A 22,998-nucleotide genomic window follows, 5' to 3' on the forward strand; every position below is an offset into this window, starting at 1 on the left:
GTGGCTAGGATTTCGCATTTTTACGCGCTTATAGGTAGTTTACTAGCGACATTTGATTTATGCGACTTGTGGAGTTCATCACCGCGCTTAGATTTGTGGTTAGGTTGCTAAATTTATTATAAGTTTCGGCAATGTCTGTGCCGATATTTTGTCCTTTTAGCCCCTCTATTTGTGTTTTTAGCACTTCGTGGCGGTGGATTACATTGTCAAATGTCCTGCCACGCGAGCCATTTAGCGCGATTAGTTTTTCGATATGGTCGCTTAGGTGGTCAAATGAAGCGATAGCGTTTTGTATGCCTTTGTTGCGCAAGTCTCTATTGTAAGTGTCTTTTGCTCCTGCGCGGTAGATTCCCTTGCGCACGGCGTCTATGATTTCATTTATCTCTTGGAAATAATTTACTTCAGGAGAATCAATAATAAGCGCGTTGTTTGCATTTAAGCGGATAGAATCCACATCGCGATAGAGTTTGTCCTCTGAAAAATCACTGCTACTAGAATCATAAAAAGACATATTCATTCGCGTGATAGAGCGGAGTTTGTCTTGGATTTGGATTTTGCCATCGGGCGACATTTTTAGCTCTACCATATTTTTTGCTCTCTCTAGTAGCTCAGTGTAGGCGTCCTTTGTATCTTGGACTACGCCACCTCTTGGTGGCTCGATAGCTCGCAGTGAGGGCTCATCTATATTTGAGTAGATAAGCGCAATACTCATCGCATCCATAAGCTGCCTATAAGTAATGTCATCTGCTTTTGTTATGGATACAGGCTCATCTGCAGGGTCAAATAGTGGAATCGTATAATCTCGTCCGCCTGTATGGTGTGGCAAAAGCATATATGCACCCGCTGGGTCAAATACGATACGAGATTCTACCATTACACCATTTATGTCATTTAGTTTCATTACATAGCTTTGTCCTTCTATGCTAGCACCCGTTACTTGAGATAACCTTGTATCAGCAGTGGCATATCCTCCGACATTTGCTAGCACTTGAGATACGCTAGAAGTGAGCTTTGAGCCCTCTACTTTGAAAAATGTCCTATCATATTCGCTTCCATAATCGCTAGCGATTCCGCTTACTTCCGCACCTTTTTCATCAAGCGTAGTAAGCGAGATAGAAAATCCGTGCTCCCCATCAAAAGGCGGGTCTTTAAAGTCGCTAGATTTATTTCGCACATTGTTATCCACGACATACAACCGCCCTTTAGAGATTCCCACATCTATATCCCCACCGAAGTGTTTTTTTATCGCTCGGGCTAAATCCGCTGCGTTTGCCCCTGCTATGTCAAATCTCAAAGGCTCTAGCGGATTTTCCTCATCATTATTTATCGTGCCATCAGCATTGTTTGGACGAGTGCCCTCTATGAGTAGGGTAGATACATTTGGTGGGAAAACATCTTCTAGCTTGGTGGTTGCTTCTGCGGCTTTGTTGTCTTTTGTGATAAATGCAGTAGGAAGCGTGGTAAATCTAAAATCTGCATTGCTTGTTACGCCACTAACGCTAGAGTGTGTTCTCTCTGTGATAAAATCGCTTTGGATATAGTTTGTTACCCTTGCTCCCATATTTGCTAGCTCATCGACATTATCCACATCGACATCGCTAGAGATGAGATGAAAATCTATGCTAGATTTTCCAGCTTCTAAGTCTTTGATTTCGATTTGTCCCCATTGATTTAGGCTGACTTCGACAACCTTATTTATCGCACTATTGCCAAACTCTTTGCCGATTCTATCAAGCAAATCTTGCACTTTTGTCGCTCTCTCTTCGTTTTCGTAGGCTTTATCAAGGGCAAATTTCGCTTTAAACACCGAGCCATCAGAGCGCACACCGCGCATATAAAAATATTCTGGGCTATCATTGCTTGTATCTGTATCGTTATCGCCGATTAAATCACGCAGTGTGTCATTTGCCGTGATATAGACTTCCTCGCTTATATTTTTGCGATTTGAGCTATCCATCATCGCAGGGTTTAGCTTGGATTGATTTAGCATTTTTATATTTGTAGTGATGATTTTGTGCTTGTCAGAATCCCGCCCATAAAAAAGCTCACTTCCTGTGATATTAAATGGCACTAGATTATCCGCACTCACTAGCACACTTAGCTTCTCATCATTGCCATAGTAGTTTCCTTTGACATCAAAGGGCGGTCTATCTGTCCTGCTTCCCCCAAAGATAAATTTCCCACCGATAGAAGTGTTTGCAAGTCGCAAAAAGTGGTCGCGCAAGCTCTCCAAATCATTTGCCAAAGCCTCTCTAGAAGTGGTGTTGTGAATGTCATTTGCCGCGTGGATAAGTTTGGTTTTAAACTGCACCATTGTCTCTGAAAGGTCTGAAAGCGTTTTGTCTGTGTTTAGCGTGGCAGTGCGGGCGTGCTCGGCTAAATCCACGCCTTGAGCTAGGTTATTTACTTCTTTTTCAAATTTTAGATTTTGGTTATATACGCTTGCATCTTGGTAACCGTATTGGATTTTTAGTCCTGAAGCGATTTGGGCATTTTTGTCATTTAGCTTGCGCTGCAAATGCCCTTGGTCCCCCATCATTTGATTGTATTTTGTGCCAAATGTGATGCGCATCATCGTGTCCTTAAAATCTCTAATCTATCTTGCAAATATTTGCAAAATCTAGGCATATTTTGCGACTTTTTCGCCACTTTTTGTAGTAAAAATAAAGCAAAAATAATGCCAAATAGCCACCAAGCAAATTCCAAATAAAGAATCAAAAAGAAAAACTAGCCAAAATTTACAAGACTAAAAAATCAGCATATATTCTTTAAGTCTTGTGGATTTTTGCAGGAAAACGCTTGCAAAATATTGGCTTATAAGCAAATCTACGAATTGAAATCGGCGTTTTTCGTGTTTTTTGCGTATTTTATTGTGTGTTTATCACTAGGTTTTGTGCTAGATTTTGCGCTTCGTATTTTTGGTGTGGTTAAGAGAAATGCAAAAAATATTAGATATACTCATACATTTTTTAATTATGCGTTTTAAGGATTTGGTGCTTTTATGCAAGATTTTGCTTTAGATTTGTGTCGTGTGCGATGCGCAAAGATAGCGCAAAAATAACAAAAGGAGTTTATATGAGCTGGAGTGTCCTTAAGAGCTGGAGTGTCATTTTTGGTGGAGTGAGTTTTGAGCACGAGATTAGCATTGTGAGTGCTATTAGCCTAAAAAAAGTGTTGGGCGATAAAATCAAGCATTTTATTTTTTTGGATTCTAGCCATAGTTTTTATGACATTGCACCTGAAAAAATGCAGGCAAAAACATTTGCCTCTGGCGAGTATAAATCGTGCAAAAAACTTTTTCTAGGGCTTGGTGGATTTTATGAAAAAGGATTTTTAGGAGCGCAAAAACCACTAAGTGATTTGGGAGTCGCACTAAACCTCATACACGGAGCAGACGGCGAAGATGGCACGCTAGCAAGTATATTTGATTTTTACAAAATCCCTTTTATCGGTCCTAGAATCGAAGCAAGCGTTATTAGCTTTAATAAAATCCTAACCAAAATCTATGTCGATTCGCTAGATAAATCTCGTGTAAAAACCCTGCCTTTTTGTCGCTACCATAGAGATGAGTTGCCCTATATTTTGGATGGGAGTAAGCCTATTGCATTTCCATATCCTTTCATCATCAAGCCCGCAAGACTTGGTAGCTCCATAGGCATAGCCATAGTCAATAAACAAAGCGAGGTAGAATACGCGCTAGATTCTGCATTTGAGCTTGATGATAGTGTGATTGTCGAGCCGTTTTATAAAGGCGTGAGAGAGTATAATCTAGCAGGATTTTTGGGAATAAAAGACGGGCAAAAAAATACTTTTATCTTTTCTCAAGTCGAAGAGCCAAGCAAAAAAGATTTGCTAGATTTTAACGATAAATATTTGGATTTTTCTCGCACAGATAATGCCCCCAAAGCCCAAATAGATTCTAAGCTAGAATCCCGCTTGCAAGAGGCATTTAAAATTATCTATGGAAAAGTATTTGAGGGGGCATTGATTCGGTGTGATTTTTTTGTGATAGATGATGAAATCTATCTAAATGAGATAAACCCAATCCCCGGAAGTCTAGCAAACTATCTCTTTGACAATCTAGAAAAAGCACTAGAATCTATCCACTTACCTAGAAACAAAAATATCCCAATAACTTACGCCTATGTCGAGCATATCCGCAAGACTAAAGGCAAATAATCAAAATCTAAAAGCAGTTAAGCAAAAACGCAAAAAGGGCAGAAATGGCATTGCGCGAAGTGGTGTATAATGGAGTAAAGTTTGGCATAAGCTATGAAAAAATCCCTGCCAAAATCCACACAAATGAAAAACCAAACACGCAATCAAATACAAATCCCAACACACATTTCACAACTTCCACACAAGATTTTACACAAGAATCTAAAGAATCCAAAAATATCATTTTTTTGCACGGCTGGGGAAGCAACAAAGAGCTAATGAAAAAAGCCTTTGAAAATGCGTTTTTGGAATACAATCATTTCTATATAGATTTGCCCGGCTTTGGCAAAAGCCCAAATGAAGTGCTGCTAAGCACGCACGATTATGCAAAGATTGTGTCTTTATTTACGCACTCGCTAGATATTGTCCCTCATATTGTTGTGGGGCACAGCTATGGTGGCAAAGTCGCGGTATTACTTGAAGAAGCGTGTGAGATTATCTTGCTTAGCTCGGCTGGAATCATTGTGCCAAAGCCACTAAAAGTGCGCACAAAAATCGCCCTTGCCAAACTAGCAAAAATCGCTCATATTCGCCTGCCATTTTTGCGCTCAAAAGATGCACAAAATCTAAGCCCCATAATGTATGAAATCTTTAAAAATATCGTAAATGAGGACTTTAGCGAGATATTTCGCAAGTGTGAGAAGCCTACAAGTATTTTTTGGGGTGATGAGGATAGTGCTACGCCACTTTCAAGCGGGCGCAAAATCCACTCGCTTATGAAAAATAGCAAGTTTTGTGTCTGCAAAGGAGGGCATTATTTTTTCCTAGCACAAAATCCAAACGCTCATAATCAAGCCAAAAATCAGGCAAGGACTATCCAAACAATGTATAATATGCACAAAATGATGAGAGAATCTGTAAGAGTGCAATCTCAAAATGAGGAACAAATGAAAATTTTACACATCATCGCACAGGGCAAGGTGCAGGGCGTGGGCTATCGCAAATTTGCCAAAGCAAGCGCGGATAAAATAGGCATAATCGGTAGCACCCAAAACCTAGAAAATGGCGAAGTAGAAAACTACGCACTAGGCGATGAAGAGAGATTGCTAGAGTTTGTGGGCGAGCTATGGAGCGGACCTGCTAGAGGCGAGGTAGAAAACCTAGTCATTAGCGAAGTAGATAGCACAAAGTGGGCGCAACAAGAACAAAAAATTTTGGAGTTTTTGGATTTGTCAAAAGATAATTTGACAAAAGATTTTACAAATAATGCAAATTCTCTTGCTCATTCTGCACAATCGCAAATTGCACAATCGCAATCCACGCAACCACAAAAAGAGCTAGAATTCACACAGGCACAGAAGCAAGCAAAATCCACTCTATCTACTCTGCAAGATTTTGTGATTTTGCGATGAGGTGCGGACTTGGAAGTGCTTGAGGCATAAAAGAGTATAAAAAGACACAAAATAAAAGGACATAAAAATGATTGATTTTACGCCACAAAGATAAAACCTATACACAAACTAAACAAAAAATTGGCAAAATTACATAAAATTACATAATGAAATCACACAAAAATTAGGAGTATAAATGTTGTTTGATATTTTGGATTTTATCTCTAGAGTGTTGTTTATCCTTGCTATTTTTTATTATTCTATTTCTTTGCTTCAGTGGTATAACTACAACCCTTGGCGAGTGCTTACTAAGCACCACAGATTTAGCTGGCATTTGAAGTATTTTGTCTTGCCCATTGTGGCATTTATCGTGTGTTTTCATTTCGGGCAGAAGCTGATTTTTTATATTTATTTGTATGTGGTGTATTTGCCTATGCTTATTTATTGGGCTAGTAGGCTTGATAAGCGCGTGGTTTTTACTCGCAGGGTGTGGCGTTCGTTTATCATTACTGCGGCTTTTGCAGGGCTAAATGAAGTTCTTTTTTATATCTATAATGACGAGCTATATTTCTTGTGGCTTATGCCACTTGTGTTTTCATTTGTGATTTGTGAGGTGTATGAAGCAGTGCTTATGCGCAACTTTGTCGCTCTAGCAAAAGAGAAACTCTCAATGATGAGCGGGATTAAAATCGTAATGATAACAGCGAGCTTTGGCAAGACGAGTATCAAAAACTTTCTTTTTCAGATTTTGCAATCCCAATACAACACCTACTGCACACCTCGAAGCGTGAATACCTTTAAGGGTATCGTTATGGATATAAACCAAAATCTAGCCTTTGGCACAGATGTCTATATCGCTGAAGCAGGTGCTAGACAAAAGGGCGACATTTCTCAAATCGCTACCTTTCTAAATCCACAATACGGAATCATAGGCGAAATCGGCAAGGCACATATTGAGTATTTTAAAACCATAGAGCAAGTGGCAAAAACCAAGTATGAATTGTTAGAATCCGAGCGATTGCGCAAAGTATTTATCTACCAAAAAAACGAACTACCAAAGCTAGATGCGAGGCTAAAGCGTATCGTGCAGACATATCCACCCAAAGTGCGAAATATCGAGGCTACTTTGGAAAATACAAAGTTTGAGCTAGAAATCGATGGAGAGTGGGTAAACTTCAAAACCAATATTTTGGGGAGGTTTAATGTCGATAATATCGCTGCGGCGATTTTGCTAGCTAGGGAGTTTTCTATCAATGTTGATTCTCTAAAAAAACTTGTAAAAACACTAACCCCTATCGAGCATAGGCTAAATCTATCTATCTCAAATGGCAAAACAATCATTGATGATGGGTTTAATGGAAATCTAAATGGAATTTTGGAGGGAATCTATCTTTGCTCACAATACAAAGGGCGCAAAGTCATCGTTACGCCCGGGCTCATAGAAAGCGATGAGGAGTCAAATATCACTCTAGCAAAGGCGATAGATTCTACATTTGACTTAGCAATAATAACAGGCGAGCAAAACTCTAGGCTTATCGCCTCATATCTCCACCACACGCGCAAAGTCCAACTACGAGAAAAGACACAGCTAGAAAATGTGCTAAAAGGAATGGTAGGCGAGGGAGATTTGGTGTATTTTGCTAATGACGCTCCAAGCTATGTGTAAAATTGCGTTTTTTGCGTTTCTAAGGCATTTTTTTTATATAAAGTGTGGATTTTTGGGATTTTATTTTAAGATTTTTATGCTTTAGGATTTTGCGTTAGGCACAAAATCCTAGAATCAAACTAGAACGAAGCATTTTATTTTAGTAGCAAAAATTCTCTAGCTTTTTCTTTTGGATATGGCAGGATTTCATAAATCCCTTCGCCTATTTTGACTTTTTGCGCGTTTTTGTTTTGGGTTTGATTTTGTGGTAGTGATACTTCATCGTTATTTTCTTTATTTTGCGCGTTTTTATCATTTTTGGCATAGCCTAGAGTTATGCGAGCGGCTAGGATTTTATCCTCTTTGCTCGCGTCTTTTTCTACTAGCCCTAGAGGTCCTATGGATTCTAGCAGGATTATTTTTTCCATAGCGGGATTTGGCTCATCTAGCTTTGTGTTTTCGCTCTCATTGCGCCCGATGATAGCACGAGCACCATTTGGCAAAACCATATACCGCCCGACTTTGACTATGGTGCTATCTTGGAGTAGCATTTTTCTATGTGTGCTTAAGTCTTTTAGCTTTTTTGCCACACTTATGTCTGTAAGCAAACAGCCCCCACCCGGATTCTCATAGTATTTCCACCCCCATTTTTTTACCATTTCTAGCTGTCTAGTGCGTCCTCTCCCGCTTATATCTAGTAGCTTTTCTCTATCTACCCAGCCTGCCTTTTCAGGAAAGCTAGGTGGCAGTAGCTTTGCGCTCATCGGGCGCAAAAGTAGCTCATCTAGCGATTTTGGTTTATTTACCCCATCGCCTTTTGTATCCAAAATCTTATCAAATCGTCCGCTAGATTTTCCCTCTCTATCATCTGTGCTACCACTGCTCTTGCTATCTTTTTTGCCCACTTCGCGCACGAGGCTTCTCACTTGGTCTAGTGCTTGTTTGCGCTGTGATTTTGGTCGCTGTCCTAGCACCTCTCCACTTACTACAAAGCTCGCCCCAAAAGATTCTAGCAGATAAAACGCATTGGCAAACATATTTGCGTGGCAGTCTATGCAGGGGTTGAAGTATTTGCCATAGCCGTATTTGGGAGTGAAAAGCACTTCATCAAAAAACTGCTTTCTTATATCCACTACTTCTAGTCTAGCCCCTACTTGTGCACTTGCGTTGCGTAAGTATTCTAGTTTGTCTTTGTTGCCACCAAAGCCTATGTTGAAATGAAGTGCGATGACTTCTATGCCCTGCATAGTAAGTAGTTTCATAGAAATGAGGCTATCACAGCCACCGCTAAATAGTGCCAATGCTCTCATTGCCTAAAATCCTCCTTTATTTTTGCTCTAAACATTGATAGATTCTACTCTTGCAGATTCTAGTTTTGTGGGAATTTGCTTTATTAGATTTTCATATCGTTTGTAGCTCGCCTTTATTTAGCTTGGCGATTTTGCTCCTTAGCCGTGTGATAAGCGATATATCTGTGGCTAGCTTTAGCTCTCGCTCCAAATATCGCCTAATAAAATATTTTAGCTCTTCTTCAAAACCTTTCCCCTCATCATCATTTCGCAAAGGCAAAGGGTCTAGCGCGATTCCTAGAAGCAGTGGGTGATTTTTGTTATCCGCGCACAATGCTTCAAAAGCCTCTCTATAATCCACAAAAATCCGCACATCAATAAAATCTAGCGCACGATTTAGCAAACTCTCATTTTCTAGCATATAGCGCAGTATGAGCCGCTCTAGCCTATCTCCGCTAGATTCTAGCACGGCGGTGTTTTTGTAGATTTTGGATTTTGTGTTTTGGAGATTGATTAGTGCGCTTTTGTCATACTTGGTAGTGATAAGTCGCTGTGGGATATGCAAAAGATTTGCTAAAAATCCTACATATTCTTCTTGCATTAGTGGGCTAAGTGAGTGCAAAAACTCACTAGATTCTTTGAGAGCGTCCTCTTTTTGAAGTGGGTTTTTTTCTATGTCGTGCGCTTCTATGATATGCCTGAAGCAAAACTCTATAAAAGGCGCAGGCGAAGCAAAAATCTGCTCTAGCTCGCTTATCCTGCCTTGTGCTACCATATCAGCAGGGTCTGCACCATCTGGGAAAATCACTACTCCGCCCTTTTTGCTAAGCGGGGCAAGCAGCTTAGAAGCTTTAAAGGCAGCATTTATCCCTGCTTTGTCGCCATCAAAGCCTAGTATGATTTCGGGCGAACCTTTATCAAGCAGTGGTATATGCTCTTTTGTGAGTGCTGTGCCAAGCGTGGCTACGGCGTTTGTGATACCTGCTTTGTGCAGCATTATCGTATCTAGATAGCCCTCTGTGATAATGATTTGCTTGCGCTTAAAAATCGCGCTTTTTGCGATATGGTAGCCATATAGTAGCTTTGATTTATTAAAAATCGTGCTTTGAGGGGAATTGATATATTTACCTATCTTTCCCTCTTTGACTGCGTTGTCATTTAGCGTGCGCCCGCCAAATCCTACGATTTTGCCATTTGGCGAGTGTATAGGAAAAATCACTCTATCACTAAATCTCGCATACATTCGCTCATTTGCTCTTAGCCCTGCATTTGTCTTTAGTCCTGCGCTATTTTGCACGCTTGCGTAGCTTGAACTGCTAGAATCTTGCCTTTTGCCTAGCACGCCATATTCTAGCAATTCCCTAAAATCCAATCCATTTGCGTTTGCAAAACCTAGATTTTGTGCACTTGTAGGGCAGTAGCCCAAGCAAAAAGTTTTGATTAGATTTTCATCTATCCCGCGTTGTTTTAGGTAGTCTAGGTGCAAAGGCGATTTGGATAGATTTTGAGCGTAAAATTGCGCGATTTTCTCTAGCGTGTCGTTTTTTTTGACTTCTTTTTTGTTGTCGTATTCTAGGGTAAATCCACACATATCAGCGATTTTCTCAATCGCTTCTTTGTAGCCTAAGTGCTCATACTCCATTACAAAACTTATAGCATCTCCGCCTTTTGAACACGCTCCATAGCAAAAATATATGCCCTTTTGTGGCGATACCTTGAAGCTAGGGGTTTTTTCGCTATGAAAGGGGCATAATGCCTTAAACCCACTGCCATCAGGCACTAGCTCAATATAGCTGCCGATGATTTCGACAATGTCTATGTAGTTTTTTAGATTTTGTATGCTTGCTTGACTTATCACGCCTCACCTTTTGGAATACTTTGGGACTTTTTGTATTGTCTTTTGTGTTTTTGCAAAATTATAGCACAAGTATTTTTCTTAAAGAAAATGTCATTTATTTAGGAATGTATTTTGCTTTTTGAATTTTTGTAGAAAAATCTTGGATAAAAGTTTTTGACAAAACCGAAAATACAATACAAAATAGCGGAGAATCTCGTGCGTGCTTACAACTTGCAACATATCGCTACATTTTTCCTAAATCTTTTTAGGCAGATTTTTTCAAAGCCACAAAAACTACGATTTGGACTAAAACTTGGCTTAGTCTCTAGCCTAGCTCACGCTGTGGGCTTTGCTACGCTATTTATGCTTGGTTTTAGTGGTTGTTCGGGGAATTTTGTGCAAATGCAATATCTCTCATCAAAAGAGCATAATTATCTTTTCAATCTGCACGCACCCACGATTATCGCTTATCAAAAGGGAGATTTGCTTGCCGCTTCGTATGTGCCTTTTGTAATGGAGGAGCTATCTAAACAAGGCTTTACTGCACTATATGCACAAGGACAGCTTCCGCGCAAAAAGGCTAGAAATATTGTATTTATAAGCCTTACAAAACTTACCAAAACCATACCCACTTCAAGCGTGTCTTATCTGCCCTCAAAAATGATAGACCAATCATCGTGCGTGAATTATGACGGAATGTATTATTGTAGGGAGGAGACTTATCCTATTATCACGGATTATACAACTAGCTTGGAAGTAAGCTCGGGGTATCATTTTATTATGGATTGGTATGATTTACCGACAAAAAAGCGGATTTTTTACATTGACGGAAGTATAGATGATAGTCCGTGCGTGTTTGAGGGGATTTACAAGGATTTGATTTATCAGACGATTGCGCGGATAGATATTTCGCGTGGCGAAGTGTATAGCTATCCCACCACGCTATCATACTATGATGCAAGCTGTCTGCTCGCACAGACAAAAAAACTTGGCGTAAAAAGATAGAATCAAATCTAAAGCTATTTTTTGGTTTTTTAGATTTTAGGCTTGCGCTTTTCTTTGCTCTTTTTATGGTTTTGCTTGACAAAAATTCTACAAAACTTTATAAAATTCCACAAAAATACTAAAAATATTTAGAAAATCACACATAAAATTGTTATTTTTGGCGCACTTTTAGGGCATTTTGCACATTTTGGAATCAATTTTGCAACAGTATAAGCAAACTTTTGGCATAAATTAAGGCTTTTTCAAGCCAAGCTAGGTTATAATGCCAAACATTTTTTAAGATTAAGAGGTTAAGATGTTAAAAATCCTAGATGATGTCGAAGATAACGGAGAATTTGCAAGACTGCTTGAAGAGAGTGAAAAAAAAGAAGAAAAAGGACAAATAAAAATCGGCAAGGTTATCGCCGTGCGCGAAGATGGGGTGCTTGTCGATGTGGGAGAGAAAGTAGAGGGCTTTTTAGGTTTGGGCGAAGTGGCTGACACTTCGGGGACTATCAGCCTAAAAAAAGGCGATGAAATAGAAGTGTTTGTATCCTCTAGCAGAGGGGAGCGACCCAATATCTCGCACAAAAAAGCAGTTAAGATTGGCAAAATCCAAGCCAAGATAAAACAGCTAGGAGAGAATTTCAAAGATAGCGTTGTCGATGGCAAAATCACACGCAAAAACAAGGGTGGTTTCATCGTAGAATCCGATGGTATAGACTATTTTATGCCAAAATACGCTTCTGCGTTTAGAGACCCTGCTAAAGCAGTGGGGCAAAGAGTGAGGGTGTGTATAACCGATGTGCGACCAAACGAGAATAGCATACTTGTATCTCGCAAGAGATTTTTTGAAATTGATGACGCAAGACAGACAGAGGGCTTACAAAAACTAAAAGACCACGACAAAGTCTATGAGGGGATTATCCGTTCTATCACTAGCTTTGGTATGTTTGTCGAAGTAGAGGGGGTAAAGGGGCTAGTGCATTATAGTGAGATAAGCCATAGAGGACCTGTAAATCCCTCCAAACTCTACAAAGAGGGCGATAAAGTTTCTGTAAAAGTTGTCCAATTTGACGAGGAAAAAAAGCGTTTATCTTTTTCTATAAAAGCTGTTAGCCAAGACCCGTGGCAAGAAGTGCAAAAAGAATTGCAAAAAGGCTATGCTATCAAGGTTGTGGTTACAAATATTGAGCCTTATGGCGCGTTTGTAGACATTGGCAATGATGTAGAGGGCTTTTTGCATATCTCCGAAATCTCTTGGGACAAGAGCATCAAGCACCCTGAAGAGCAGCTAAAAGTAGGGCAAGAAATTGATGTCGAAATCATAGAGATAGATACCAAATCACGCAGACTTCGCGTTTCTCTTAAAAATCTACTACCAAAGCCATTTGCTAATTTTGCGAAATCACACAAGGTAAATGACATTATCAAGGGCAAAGTTGCTACTATTACGGATTTTGGTGCGTTTATCAGTCTTGGCGAGGTTGATGGACTTTTGCATAATGAAGACTTCTCTTGGGAAAAGGGCTCAAAATGCAAGGAGCATTTAAAAGTGGGCGATGAAGTCGAAGTCTGCATAATCAAAATAGACACCGCAAATGAGCGTGTAACGCTTAGCAAAAAAGCCCTAGAAGAATCCCCTGCACAAAACTTTGCCAAAAAGCACAAAATTGATGAGGTTTTAAAAGGCAAAGTGATTGATATTAAGGATTTTGGTGTGTTTATCCAAGTAGATGGTATGGACGCGCTTATCAAAAACGAGGATTTGTATCCTATCAAAAAAGAAGAGTTAAAGGTTGGCGATGAGATTGAGGGAGTGCTTTTGCCTATCGACAAAAATAGAATCCGAGTGTCTGTCAAAAAGCTAGATAGACAAAAACAAAAAGATGAACTAAAGGCTTTCAATGCTAATAGTGCCAATGATGACAAAATGACACTAGGCGATAAGCTAAAAAACAAAATACAAGGAAAATAAAAGCCCCAAATTTTGCGATAGGGGCACAAGTGCATAAAAGTTATGAGATTTGCTAGCTTTTATGACAACATAGCAAAAAGGGGAGAGTGATGAAAGGTAGATATGTCTTAGGTGGGATTGCGCTCATAGGGACTATCGTGGGCGGCTCTCTAGCGTGGCTATCCCACTACAAAGAAAATCTATCAAAAAATGGCATTGTGCTTAAGTTTTTCAACGAAGCACCTATCGCAAAATCCCCCGAAGACACTTCTGAGCATTGGTTTGATAATGCCAAAAACTTTAGAAAATCCTACACTTACCCCGCACAAGAATTTGAAGTGTTTGTAGATTTTGTAAATCCAGACATACCCCCCGTGCCTCAAAAACTCCTAATCACTGCGATAAACCCCTACTATTTAGCTTGCCTAAATGAAGTTTTCAAAGCGCAAAATATACACTTTGCATATAGCAAAAACCATAACTCCACCGACATAATCGTCTATTTACCAAAAGAACACAAAAAAGCGACAAATCTCATACAAGAGTTGCGATATTATGAGATTCCATTCACTTATCAATAGTTCTACCAAATCCACCACAAAACCACAAAAGGAGAATCTAAAATGAGCAAATACAAAATCGCTGTATGCGACCATATCCACGAAAAAGGCTTGCAGCTACTATCAAATGAAAGCGACATAGAAATGCTAAATCTAGCTAGCTTGCCAAAAGATGAGCTACTAAAACATCTAAGCGAAGCAGATGTAGCTATCACTAGGAGTTCTACGGGTGTGGGCGATGCGTTTTTAAGCAGTGTGCCAAACCTAAAAGCTATCGTGCGAGCGGGCGTGGGTGTGGATAATGTAGACATAGAAGCCTGCTCTTATAAAGGTATCGTAGTGATGAATGTCCCCACTGCAAATACAATCGCAGCAGTTGAGCTAACGATGACTCATATCCTAAGTGCGATTCGCAATTTCCCAAGTGCAAATCATCAGCTAAAAGATGAGCGCAAATGGAAGCGTGAGGATTGGTATGGCACAGAGCTAAAGGGCAAAAAAGTGGGAATCATAGGTTTTGGGAATATCGGCTCACGCGTGGGAATCCGCACCAAAGCATTTGAAGCGGAAGTCATCACTTACGACCCATATATATTGCCATCAAAAGCTACAGATTTGGGAATCAAATACACAAAAGATTTTAATGAGATTCTCTCTTGCGACATTATCACTATCCACACCCCCAAAAATGCCGAAACAAAAAATATGATAACGGCAAAAGAAATCGCCAAAATGAAAGACGGCGTAGTGCTAATAAACTGCGCTAGAGGCGGGCTATACAACGAAGATGATTTGTATGCTGGGTGTGAGAGTGGCAAAATCCGCTGGGCTGGAATCGATGTCTTTGACAAAGAGCCCGGCACTACTTGCAAGCTACTAGATTTGCCAAATGTCTATGTAACGCCACATATCGGTGCAAACACACTAGAATCCCAAGAGCAAATCGCTATCCAAGCAGCACAAGCTGCTATGCAAGCTGCGCGAGGAGCTGCATATCCAAACGCGCTAAACCTCCCCACAAAAGGCGCAAATGTCCCTGATTTTGCTGCGTGCTATGCCGAGCTTATGCAAAAAATGGGATTTTTGATAGCCCAAATCGACAAAGGAGCGATAACCTCGCTAAAAATTACTACACAAGGCGAGATTAGTAGCCATATTGACGCGCTAGAGACTTATGCGATAGTGGGTGCGCTAAAACCATCTCTTGATAACAAAATCAACTATGTAAATGCGCCATTTATCGCCAAAGAGCGCGGTATAGAAGTGATAAAATCCACCAAAGAATCATCTACTTCTTATAAAAATCTAATAACCCTCACTGCTAGCACTAGCAAAGGTAGCCTAAGCGTGAGTGGAACGGTGTTTGAGGACAAAATCGTCCGCCTTAGCGAGATAGATGGATTTGAGATTCTCTTTGAGCCAAAGGGGCGAATGATATTTTTCAAAAACACCGATGTGCCCGGTGTAGTGGGAAGTGTAGGGCAAATACTAGGCAATCACGGAATCAATATTGGAGATTTTCGTATGGCTAGAAATGCAAAAGGCGAAGCACTCGCTGTAATCCTTATTGATGAAGAAGCTCCCAAATCCGTAATGGAGGAAATATCTAAGATTCCAGCCTGCATATCGCTAAATGCTGCGGTAATTTAGCAATTCTTAAAGGGGGTTTTATTTTTTGTTGCCTTTTTAGATTTTACCCCGTTATTTGAGTGAATACGGGGTAATCTTGTTTTTTTTTTTTTTTTTTGAGCTTATAAATTTTGCAGTTGTTTTATAGTCCACTTTACCTGCCATAGATTTAAAAAATACGCTTTTTGCAATAAAAAAAGCAATAAAAATTTTATAGATATTTTTTTGACTTCATAAACTCTTTCAAGTTTTTGTATTCATCTTTGCTAAAAAAGCGAGATTTGCCAACGGGCAAGGCATTTAGATGGACAAATCCAAATCGAACGCGCCGCAAGTCTAGCACCTTAGCATCAAAATGCGCAAAAAATCGCCTAAGTTCTCTATTTTGTCCCTCATTTATCACTACTTTTAGTCGCGAAAAAGTGTGTGTATTTTTGATAATCTGCACGCTAGAAAATGGTGCAAAATCCATAGAAATAATCTTACTAAGTCGATGTCCACCTGCTTTTGCGTTTTTTAGGCTTAGTCCATTTTGCATAGCTTCTAGCATTTTTGGTGAGATTTTAGAATCGATTTTTAGGATATATTCTCGCTCCAAATCACTACCAATTAGTGCGTTTACCACGCCTTTTGAGTCGCTTAGGATTAGTAGCCCCTCACTTGCAAAATCTAGTCTGCCAACAGGTGTAAAATGCCTAAATTTCTCTCCTAATCCATCATAAACCACGCGTCTACCGCGAGAATCCACCCTGCTTACTAGCTCGCCTTTTGGCTTGTGATAGACTATCGCGCTAAAGTGTGCTTCGCTTTTTTCGCGCACCAAATTCCCATCGACAAACACTCTTTCCCCACCTGCTAGCACTTCTCCTAGTGTGGCAATCTTGCGCCCTATTTTTACGCGCCCGCTAGTGATGACTTCATCTGCTTGTCGCCTAGAGTAATGGCAATGTCGCGCTATGTAGGCATTTAGTCGAATTGCCTTTTGTTCTTTTTGCGATTTTGTTTCTACGCTAGATTTTGCGTGCGATTTTGCGCCAAATTTTTTGCTAGATTTTTTTTCAGTTTTTTTGCTAGATTTTGCGTTGCTAGATTTCGCGTTTGATTTTTTGTTTTTTGTCATTTTTTAGTTTTATTCTAGATTTTGGATTTTGCTAGCATTTGTGCGACTTCTTTTGCGTGATAAGAGATGATGATGTCTGCCCCCGCTCGCTTAAATCCCACAAGCGTTTCTAACACGATTTTATCATAATCAATTACGCCTGCGTTTTTGCCCGCCTGCATTAAAGCATATTCGCCACTGACATTATACACAGCTAGTGGTAGCAGTGTGCGCTCCCTCACATCTCGCACAATGTCTAAAAACGCCAATGCTGGCTTTATCATCAAAATATCCGCTCCCTCCGCTTCATCGGTTAGACTTTCATTGATTGCTTCTTTGCGGTTGGCTATGTCTTGTTGGTAGGATTTCCTATCTCCAAAGCTAGGGGCAGACTGCGCCACATCACGAAATGGTCCATAATACGCGCTTGCAAATTTCGTAGAATAGCTCATAATAGGTGTATTTGCAAAGTCAGCACTATCTAACCCTACTCGAATAGAGCGCACCATTCCGTCCATTGAAGCACTTGGGGCGATGATGTCCGCTCCTGCACTTGCTAGATTGATAGCTTGCTTGGCTAAAATCTCTAAAGTTTTGTCATTATCCACGCTTATATTTTGACTTGGGTTTTGGCTTTGATTTGATTCTAGGATTCCGCAATGTCCGTGGCTAGTGTATTCACAAAAGCACAAATCCACACTTACCAAAAAATGTGGATATGCTTTTTTGATAGCCCTCACACTTTCACACACAATATTTTGCGGGTTTAGGGCTTGGTTACCTACTTCATCTTTTTGCTTTACAATCCCAAAAAGTAGCACCTTATGAAGCCCTAGCAAATCTAGCTCTTTGCATTCTTTTAGCAGTGTATCTAAACTCATTTGATACACCCCCTGCATAGAGGCTATTTCATTTTTTATCCCCTCTCCTTCTACCACAAAAAGCGGATAGATAAAATCCCCCACTCTCAAATGCGTCTCACGCACCAAATCACGCAATATCTCTCTACTTCTTAGCCTGCGAAACCGCTTAAAATCTAACTCCGCCATTTGTTTTTGTGTGTTTTGCGTCATTTTCTCTCCTTAAAGCTACTTAGATTGCACGAGATTTTGCAGCTACTTCAAGTCTGCAAAAGCCTTGCAAAAATCTACAAAAGCCAAAAATATCGTAGAAATATAGCATTTATTTGATAAAATTTTGGTTATTTTTATACCAAATGCAATGTGCTAGCCTTTTTGCACAAATAAAATCCTTTACGCGCTTAAAAGCAAAATCTATAAGGAAAAAAATGCTATCAAGCCACGACTTAAATCTAATGACTTCTTATCTCAAATCCAAAGGCTACACGAAAGAGCAAATCGCTTCAATGAATGATAAGCAAATCTTGCGCGACTATGAGGAAAAAACCAAAGAGTTTCTCTACCAAGCAAAAAAGCAAATCGACATTATTCCTCAAACTCCCAAAGAAGTGCAAAGAAAGGATTTGCAACACCTCCAAATCCCATTAGAGCTTGCCCAAATTATCGAGCAAGATAATGTCAAAATCTATGAAATGCTTGATGAATACATAGAAAATTATAGCGTGCGAGAAGTCGCAGAAGTGATTTTTATGAAAACAAAGCACACCAAAATCGCTAAGCTAGAAAAAATGATGAGAATTAAGCGAAGTCAGCTCCAAGAGCTATGGCTAGAAGCCCTAGAGCGAAATCTAAGCACACTTCCTACGGAGGAAGCGCAAACGCTACTGAAATTTTACTACGACAAAAAAGATAATCTAATCGAGCTAAAAGACATATACACCCGCTCAAACGACAAAAAATACTTAAGCCAAATTTATGAAATTGCGTGTATGAAGCTACATATCGTGCGGGACTATATGCCTAAAGAATTAGAAGAAACTTATCGTGTGTATTATGATAATAGTCAAGAAAAAATTGAGCTTATTAAGCAGATTTTGAATATTTCAAATGGCTTTGAAAAAGGCTATCTTTTGGGGCTTTCTATGCACGATTTGGGAGAGCTACTTATCCAAATTCAAGAAGAGCTACAAAAAAAGAAAAAAGAGGAAGAAGAAGTCAAAATGTATTTTGATGAGTTCAAAGACGCGCTTCATAGCACAAAAGAAGAAATGTTTTTGGAAGTCTGTATAGATGCTGCTAGCGCACTCTCACGCGAGAGATTCCAAGAGCTGTGTGCCAATCTTGCCAAAAAGTTTAAAACCTTTCGGCATAGATTTACTGATATAGCTAGACATCACAAAGAAATAAGCAACTTGCAAATTGTGTTTTAGGCGTTTTATAAATTGTGTGTTTTTTAGATTTTAGGATTTGTTGGGTAAAAATCGTATTACTTGCTTTTTTGAAAAATCATTTTTTTACAAAAATAGAAAACATTACAAAAAATGGATTTTATGTAATGTTCGTGTAAAAATCACTTTTGCGATGATTTTTGCATAGAGAGGCTAAAGTATTCGTTTATTTCCTCTCTAGGATTGGATAAGTATTCTATTTTTTGAGGGAATCTATCTTTTAGATACATCCAATGCGTGCGCTTGTTTTCGCTAGTATTTAGCGTCATATCTGCAAACGCGACAAAGCCATATTCACTAGGCTCGATATGCTCGATTTCTATGCCATTTGCACGAGCATAGTCCCATAGCTTAGCATTGTGGTAGTTTATATCATCAACCACTTCATAAAATCCTATTTCGCCAAATTCTCGCTTTAGCCTTGCGATTTCGACTTCATCAAAAGAAATGTGGATAATGCACCGCTCGCAATGCACGATAAACGCCTGCATATTTTGTGGTGTTGCAGTGGTATTTGGTTGTGGTTTTTTGCGTAGTTGTGTTTGCTTTGTGGTTTGCTTGGCAGTGGCGAAATCCACAGCACAAAAAGAAGCCAAAAAAATAGCAAAAAAAATGTTTTTCATAGAATCTAAGCCTTTTATTTATTTAACCTTTGCTTGCAAAAAATCTCGCTAAAATGTTTGCCAAAATCTTATTTGTAGAATTTACTTTGCTTTTTTCTTGTTAGCTCGCTTAGTGGTTGCTTTGGTAGGACTTGAGCTAGGATTTTGGCTAGAAGCATTTGCTCTTTTTATGCCTTTAGATATTTCTTTTATCGCAGAGTCCATAGCCTTGCGCACTAGATATGCTTTGTCCTTTGGCTCTATACTTACGCGCTTGCCGATTTCTAGCACTTTTTTGCTTTTGATTTCCATTTGTGCATTTGCTCTCGCACTAAACCGCTTTCGTTCGCCATTGAAAAAATCAGGGATAAATTCTAGCTCTAGCTTTACACTAGCTTGTTTTATGCTTGTAGCGACAAATGTCCCCTTAGAAGTGCTCTCTGCCAAATCGCTTCCATATCGCAGGCTTACTACATACATTTCCTCTAACTCTTGGCATAAGTCATTTAGCCCTGCTAGAAGTGCTTGCTCTGCTTCATCTTGTGTGATTTCTAGCTCATTGTTAGTGGGGTTTGGCTCACTCTGGCTAGACTCATCTGTGTTTGATTCTTGCGCTGGTTTTTTGGACTTTTTAGAATCTTTTGTGGATAGTGGCTTTTCTAGCTCTTTTATGCCGTCTTTTTGGGCGCAGTCTTCACAAGGAGTGTCATCTAAAAGCCCGATTACTATTTGCTGGACTTTTGGACACTTCTGTGGAGTGGGATTTTCAGGGGGATTTTTTACACTTGGTAGTGCTTTGTATCCAAAGCACCCACTAAGTCCAAAAACGCTTACAAATACTATGGTAAGCATTAGTTTTGTTTGGTTTGTGTATGAAGTTTTTTGCGAAGTTTGATAGGATTGTTTTGCTAGTTTTGTTTGCAGATTTTTCATCGCCATTTTTTGCCTTTTTGGAGATTTTGAAGTGTTTTTGTGGTTTTATATTTTGCCATTTTTATGCAAAATCTTTTTTAGAGATTTTGCACGCCACCACATTATACACAAAAACTTTAAGGATTTTATTTTTGCATTGATTTTGCATATATTTTACTTGGATTTTGTTTCTTGGTGTTTTTGGAGTTGTTCGCAGGCTTGTTTATCGCCGTTTTGACACATAGAGTCTAGCATTTGTCGTATTTGCTCTAGATACTGCTCTTGCTCTTTTTGCTTTTGTTGAGTGGCTTCTTTTTGTGCTTTTTTTTGGGCTTGCTCCTCTTGTATGGAGGCAAATTGCCATTTATACACAAAGTATAATATGACACACATTATTATCATAAAAATAAAATCCGTGCTACGCACTTTTAGCTTTTTGCAAAAATTACACCACGCCATTTTGTCTCCTTAGAGCATTTTTATTTTTTACGCTTTTTTAAACAAAATCAAATTTTACTCCAAAAAATCAAAAATACGCAAATACTATTGTATAATACGCGTTTTTGCATTTGACTATTTTGGATTCCAAGCAATTAGATACCAAGCAAGCATTTTAGATTTTGTGGGATTTAGTCATTTTGCAAATGTTTTTTTGCACGGAGTATGGCGCAGCCTGATTAGCGCGCACCCTTGGGGTGGGTGAGGTCGTGGGTTTGAATCCCGCTACTCCGACCACTGATGATAAGCCACTATGTTTATCAAATCGTTTTAAGATTTTGCTTGATAGAATCTCATAAGTTTTTTTTCACATTTTCCCCACATTTTTTCCGCATTTTTTTTTGCAATTTTTTGCAAAAACTCTTTCCGCAAAAATTTTCCATAACTTCCACAAACTCACACAAAACTTCACACTACAAAAAACCCAAACAAAATATAAAACTCCTTGCAATTTTTATCCGCTTTTTTATCTGCCAATTTTTCTGCAATATCTATCTTTGTAAAATCTTTTTTTACCTTAATTTGCTTGTGTTTTTATTTTTTTTGATTTTTTTATCTTTTTTTGCAAAATCTAGCTTAGATATTTACATATTTTTTTGATAAAATTTTTCCGTAGCCAAAGGGCTACCAACTCTTAGAACTCCATTACGATTGCTTTGTATGAGGCGTGTCAAATGCCATAATATCAGCATTTGTAACTTCTGCCAAAAGCCTTAGGCAAAGCCACCCACTTAAGAACTTATGTGGATATGCGACTTTTTACACGACTTCTTATCAAAGCATTGTTAGGATTCTTTACTTTTGCCAAAAACGGCGAATGAGAAAACAAAGGAACGACAATGGATTTTGTAAATACAAGTTTCATAATGCTGTGCTCACTTTTAGTCTTGCTGATGACGCCTGCGCTGGCGATGTTTTATTCTGGTATGGTTGGCACAAAAAATACGCTCAATACCATTATGAACGGCTTCATCGTCTTTGGCGTGATTACTTTGCAGTGGATTATCGTGGGCTTTAGTTTGAGTTTTAGCGGTGATAATGCGGGCATTATCGGGGATTTTGCCAATTTCGCGCTCGCTGGTATCGCTGGCTATAACGATGATGGCGTGCCAAACATTTTGTTTATGCTCTTTCAAATGATGTTTGCGCTCATTGCTTCAGCGATTATCACAGGCTCGCTTGTAGGGCGCGTGAAGCTCGGCGTGCTTGTGGTGTTTTTACTTTTTTGGAGCACGATAGTGTATGACACGCTAGCGCATATGGTTTGGGGCGGCGGATTTCTAGAATCTAGAGGTAGCCTAGATTTCGCAGGCGGTGGCGTGGTGCATATCAGCTCTGGCGTGGCTGGGCTAGTTGGTGCGCTGCTCGTAGGTGCGCGCAAAACCCCTGCTTCTACGAGTGGAGCGCACTCTGTGCCTTATGCGTTTTTGGGCGCGATTTTGCTTTTCATCGGTTGGCTAGGATTCAACGCTGGGAGTGCTGGCGCAGTCAATGAAATCGCGGTAAATGCTTTTATCGTAACGATTATTTCAGCGGCAAGCGGATTTTTAATCTGGGTGCTCCTAGAGTGGGTAAAGCACAAAAAACCAACCGTGCTAGGTGGTTTGAGCGGACTTGTGGCTGGGCTTGTTGGAATTACCCCGGGTGCAGGATTTGTAAGCATTTGGGCGAGCGTGCTTATCGGTATGATAAGTGCGCTGGTGTGCTACTTTGGGCTGTTTTATATCAAATACAAACTCAAATGGGACGATAGCCTTGATGCGTTCTCACTACACGGAATCGGCGGAATCTGGGGTGGCGTAGCTGTGGGGCTTTTTGCCTCTGGCGAGGTAAATCCCGCAGTAGTAGAGCAGGGTGCGCTAGGCGAGGGACTGCTTATTGGCGGTTCTTATGAGCTCTTTTTTGAACAGATTTTTGCTATCGTGGTGTGTGTAGCACTCTCTGGCATTGCAAGTTTTGTGATTTTTAAGGGCATTGGCTTGATTACGGATTTGCGCGTCAAAGAGGAAGTAGAGCAAGAGGGGCTAGACTTGCGCTTACACGGCGAAAAAGCCTACGATATGAAAGAATAAAATAGAGTAGGTAAAATTCTCCACAAAGCACAAAAAGCAAAAAATCTAAAATGGAGT

17 protein-coding genes and 1 tRNA gene are annotated in these 22,998 nt (G+C 39.7%); 10 read left to right on the plus strand and 8 right to left on the minus strand.

Going from position 1 to position 22,998, the window contains the following annotated elements; genetic code table 11:
• Positions 1 to 28: 28 nt before the first annotated feature.
• Positions 29 to 2,572, minus strand: coding sequence for a flagellar hook-associated protein FlgL (flgL, locus tag HMPREF2086_RS04450; protein WP_023927571.1), 2,544 nt, complete (start codon positions 2,570 to 2,572; stop codon positions 29 to 31).
• 503 nt (positions 2,573 to 3,075) lie between these two features.
• Here flgL and HMPREF2086_RS04455 point away from each other — a divergent pair.
• The 3 genes from HMPREF2086_RS04455 to HMPREF2086_RS04465 all read left to right on the plus strand — a co-directional run bounded on the left by HMPREF2086_RS04455 (position 3,076) and on the right by HMPREF2086_RS04465 (position 7,215).
• Positions 3,076 to 4,179, plus strand: coding sequence for a D-alanine--D-alanine ligase (locus HMPREF2086_RS04455; RefSeq protein ID WP_023927572.1), 1,104 nt, complete (start codon positions 3,076 to 3,078; stop codon positions 4,177 to 4,179).
• A gap of 44 nt (positions 4,180 to 4,223) precedes the next feature.
• Positions 4,224 to 5,570: an alpha/beta fold hydrolase gene (locus HMPREF2086_RS11900; RefSeq protein ID WP_023927573.1), complete on the plus strand. Its 1,347-nt coding sequence runs from the start codon at positions 4,224 to 4,226 to the stop codon at positions 5,568 to 5,570.
• A 175-nt stretch (positions 5,571 to 5,745) separates the two neighbouring features.
• Entirely contained in the window at positions 5,746 to 7,215 is a 1,470-nt protein-coding gene (locus HMPREF2086_RS04465) for a Mur ligase family protein (RefSeq protein WP_023927574.1), read from the plus strand.
• 134 nt (positions 7,216 to 7,349) lie between these two features.
• On the opposite strand, the gene HMPREF2086_RS04470 is transcribed toward HMPREF2086_RS04465, so the two are convergent.
• Both HMPREF2086_RS04470 and dnaG read right to left on the minus strand, forming a co-directional pair.
• Positions 7,350 to 8,504 carry an argininosuccinate synthase domain-containing protein gene (locus HMPREF2086_RS04470; RefSeq protein WP_023927575.1) on the minus strand — a complete coding sequence of 385 codons (1,155 nt, stop codon included), beginning with the start codon at positions 8,502 to 8,504 and terminating at the stop codon, positions 7,350 to 7,352.
• Positions 8,505 to 8,595: 91 nt separating this feature from the next.
• A complete protein-coding gene (dnaG, locus tag HMPREF2086_RS04475) occupies positions 8,596 to 10,341 on the minus strand; it encodes a DNA primase (RefSeq protein WP_023927576.1) in 1,746 nt (581 codons plus the stop codon).
• A 153-nt stretch (positions 10,342 to 10,494) separates the two neighbouring features.
• On the opposite strand from dnaG, the gene HMPREF2086_RS10755 reads away from it, so the two are divergent.
• From HMPREF2086_RS10755 to serA, 4 genes are all read left to right on the plus strand, one after another.
• Positions 10,495 to 11,325, plus strand: coding sequence for a hypothetical protein (locus HMPREF2086_RS10755; RefSeq protein ID WP_148374470.1), 831 nt, complete (start codon positions 10,495 to 10,497; stop codon positions 11,323 to 11,325).
• Positions 11,326 to 11,620: 295 nt separating this feature from the next.
• Positions 11,621 to 13,282 (plus strand): 30S ribosomal protein S1, encoded by a 1,662-nt coding sequence (locus HMPREF2086_RS04485; protein ID WP_023927578.1) that lies wholly within the window; start codon positions 11,621 to 11,623, stop codon positions 13,280 to 13,282.
• An 89-nt stretch (positions 13,283 to 13,371) separates the two neighbouring features.
• The gene (locus tag HMPREF2086_RS10760; RefSeq protein WP_023927579.1) at positions 13,372 to 13,842 is read left to right on the plus strand and encodes a hypothetical protein; all 471 of its coding nucleotides are present in this window, start codon (positions 13,372 to 13,374) and stop codon (positions 13,840 to 13,842) included.
• Between the two features lie 42 nt (positions 13,843 to 13,884).
• Positions 13,885 to 15,471, plus strand: a complete 1,587-nt coding sequence (gene serA, locus HMPREF2086_RS04495; RefSeq protein WP_023927580.1) for a phosphoglycerate dehydrogenase — start codon at positions 13,885 to 13,887, stop codon at positions 15,469 to 15,471.
• A gap of 190 nt (positions 15,472 to 15,661) precedes the next feature.
• Here serA and HMPREF2086_RS04500 read toward each other — a convergent pair whose 3' ends face one another.
• Entirely contained in the window at positions 15,662 to 16,426 is a 765-nt protein-coding gene (locus HMPREF2086_RS04500) for a pseudouridine synthase (RefSeq protein WP_034561039.1), read from the minus strand.
• Between the two features lie 158 nt (positions 16,427 to 16,584).
• A complete protein-coding gene (hemB, locus tag HMPREF2086_RS04505) occupies positions 16,585 to 17,622 on the minus strand; it encodes a porphobilinogen synthase (RefSeq protein WP_023927582.1) in 1,038 nt (345 codons plus the stop codon).
• A gap of 215 nt (positions 17,623 to 17,837) precedes the next feature.
• On the opposite strand from hemB, the gene HMPREF2086_RS04510 reads away from it, so the two are divergent.
• Positions 17,838 to 18,839 carry a hypothetical protein gene (locus HMPREF2086_RS04510; RefSeq protein ID WP_023927583.1) on the plus strand — a complete coding sequence of 334 codons (1,002 nt, stop codon included), beginning with the start codon at positions 17,838 to 17,840 and terminating at the stop codon, positions 18,837 to 18,839.
• A gap of 140 nt (positions 18,840 to 18,979) precedes the next feature.
• On the opposite strand, the gene HMPREF2086_RS04515 is transcribed toward HMPREF2086_RS04510, so the two are convergent.
• From HMPREF2086_RS04515 to HMPREF2086_RS04525, 3 genes are all read right to left on the minus strand, one after another.
• Positions 18,980 to 19,480: a hypothetical protein gene (locus HMPREF2086_RS04515; protein ID WP_023927584.1), complete on the minus strand. Its 501-nt coding sequence runs from the start codon at positions 19,478 to 19,480 to the stop codon at positions 18,980 to 18,982.
• Between the two features lie 81 nt (positions 19,481 to 19,561).
• A complete protein-coding gene (locus HMPREF2086_RS04520) occupies positions 19,562 to 20,398 on the minus strand; it encodes a hypothetical protein (RefSeq protein ID WP_023927585.1) in 837 nt (278 codons plus the stop codon).
• Positions 20,399 to 20,545: 147 nt separating this feature from the next.
• On the minus strand, positions 20,546 to 20,830 hold the full coding sequence (locus HMPREF2086_RS04525) for a hypothetical protein (protein WP_023927586.1): 285 nt from the start codon (positions 20,828 to 20,830) through the stop codon (positions 20,546 to 20,548).
• Positions 20,831 to 21,028: 198 nt separating this feature from the next.
• On the opposite strand from HMPREF2086_RS04525, the gene HMPREF2086_RS04530 reads away from it, so the two are divergent.
• Both HMPREF2086_RS04530 and HMPREF2086_RS04540 read left to right on the plus strand, forming a co-directional pair.
• Positions 21,029 to 21,106: transfer RNA gene (locus HMPREF2086_RS04530), tRNA-Pro, on the plus strand.
• 602 nt (positions 21,107 to 21,708) lie between these two features.
• Entirely contained in the window at positions 21,709 to 22,941 is a 1,233-nt protein-coding gene (locus tag HMPREF2086_RS04540; protein ID WP_023927587.1) for an ammonium transporter, read from the plus strand.
• The last annotated feature ends 57 nt before the right edge of the window (positions 22,942 to 22,998 follow it).

The sequence above is a fragment of the Helicobacter macacae MIT 99-5501 genome (genome assembly GCF_000507845.1).
In the GTDB taxonomy this organism is placed as follows: domain Bacteria; phylum Campylobacterota; class Campylobacteria; order Campylobacterales; family Helicobacteraceae; genus Helicobacter_B; species Helicobacter_B macacae.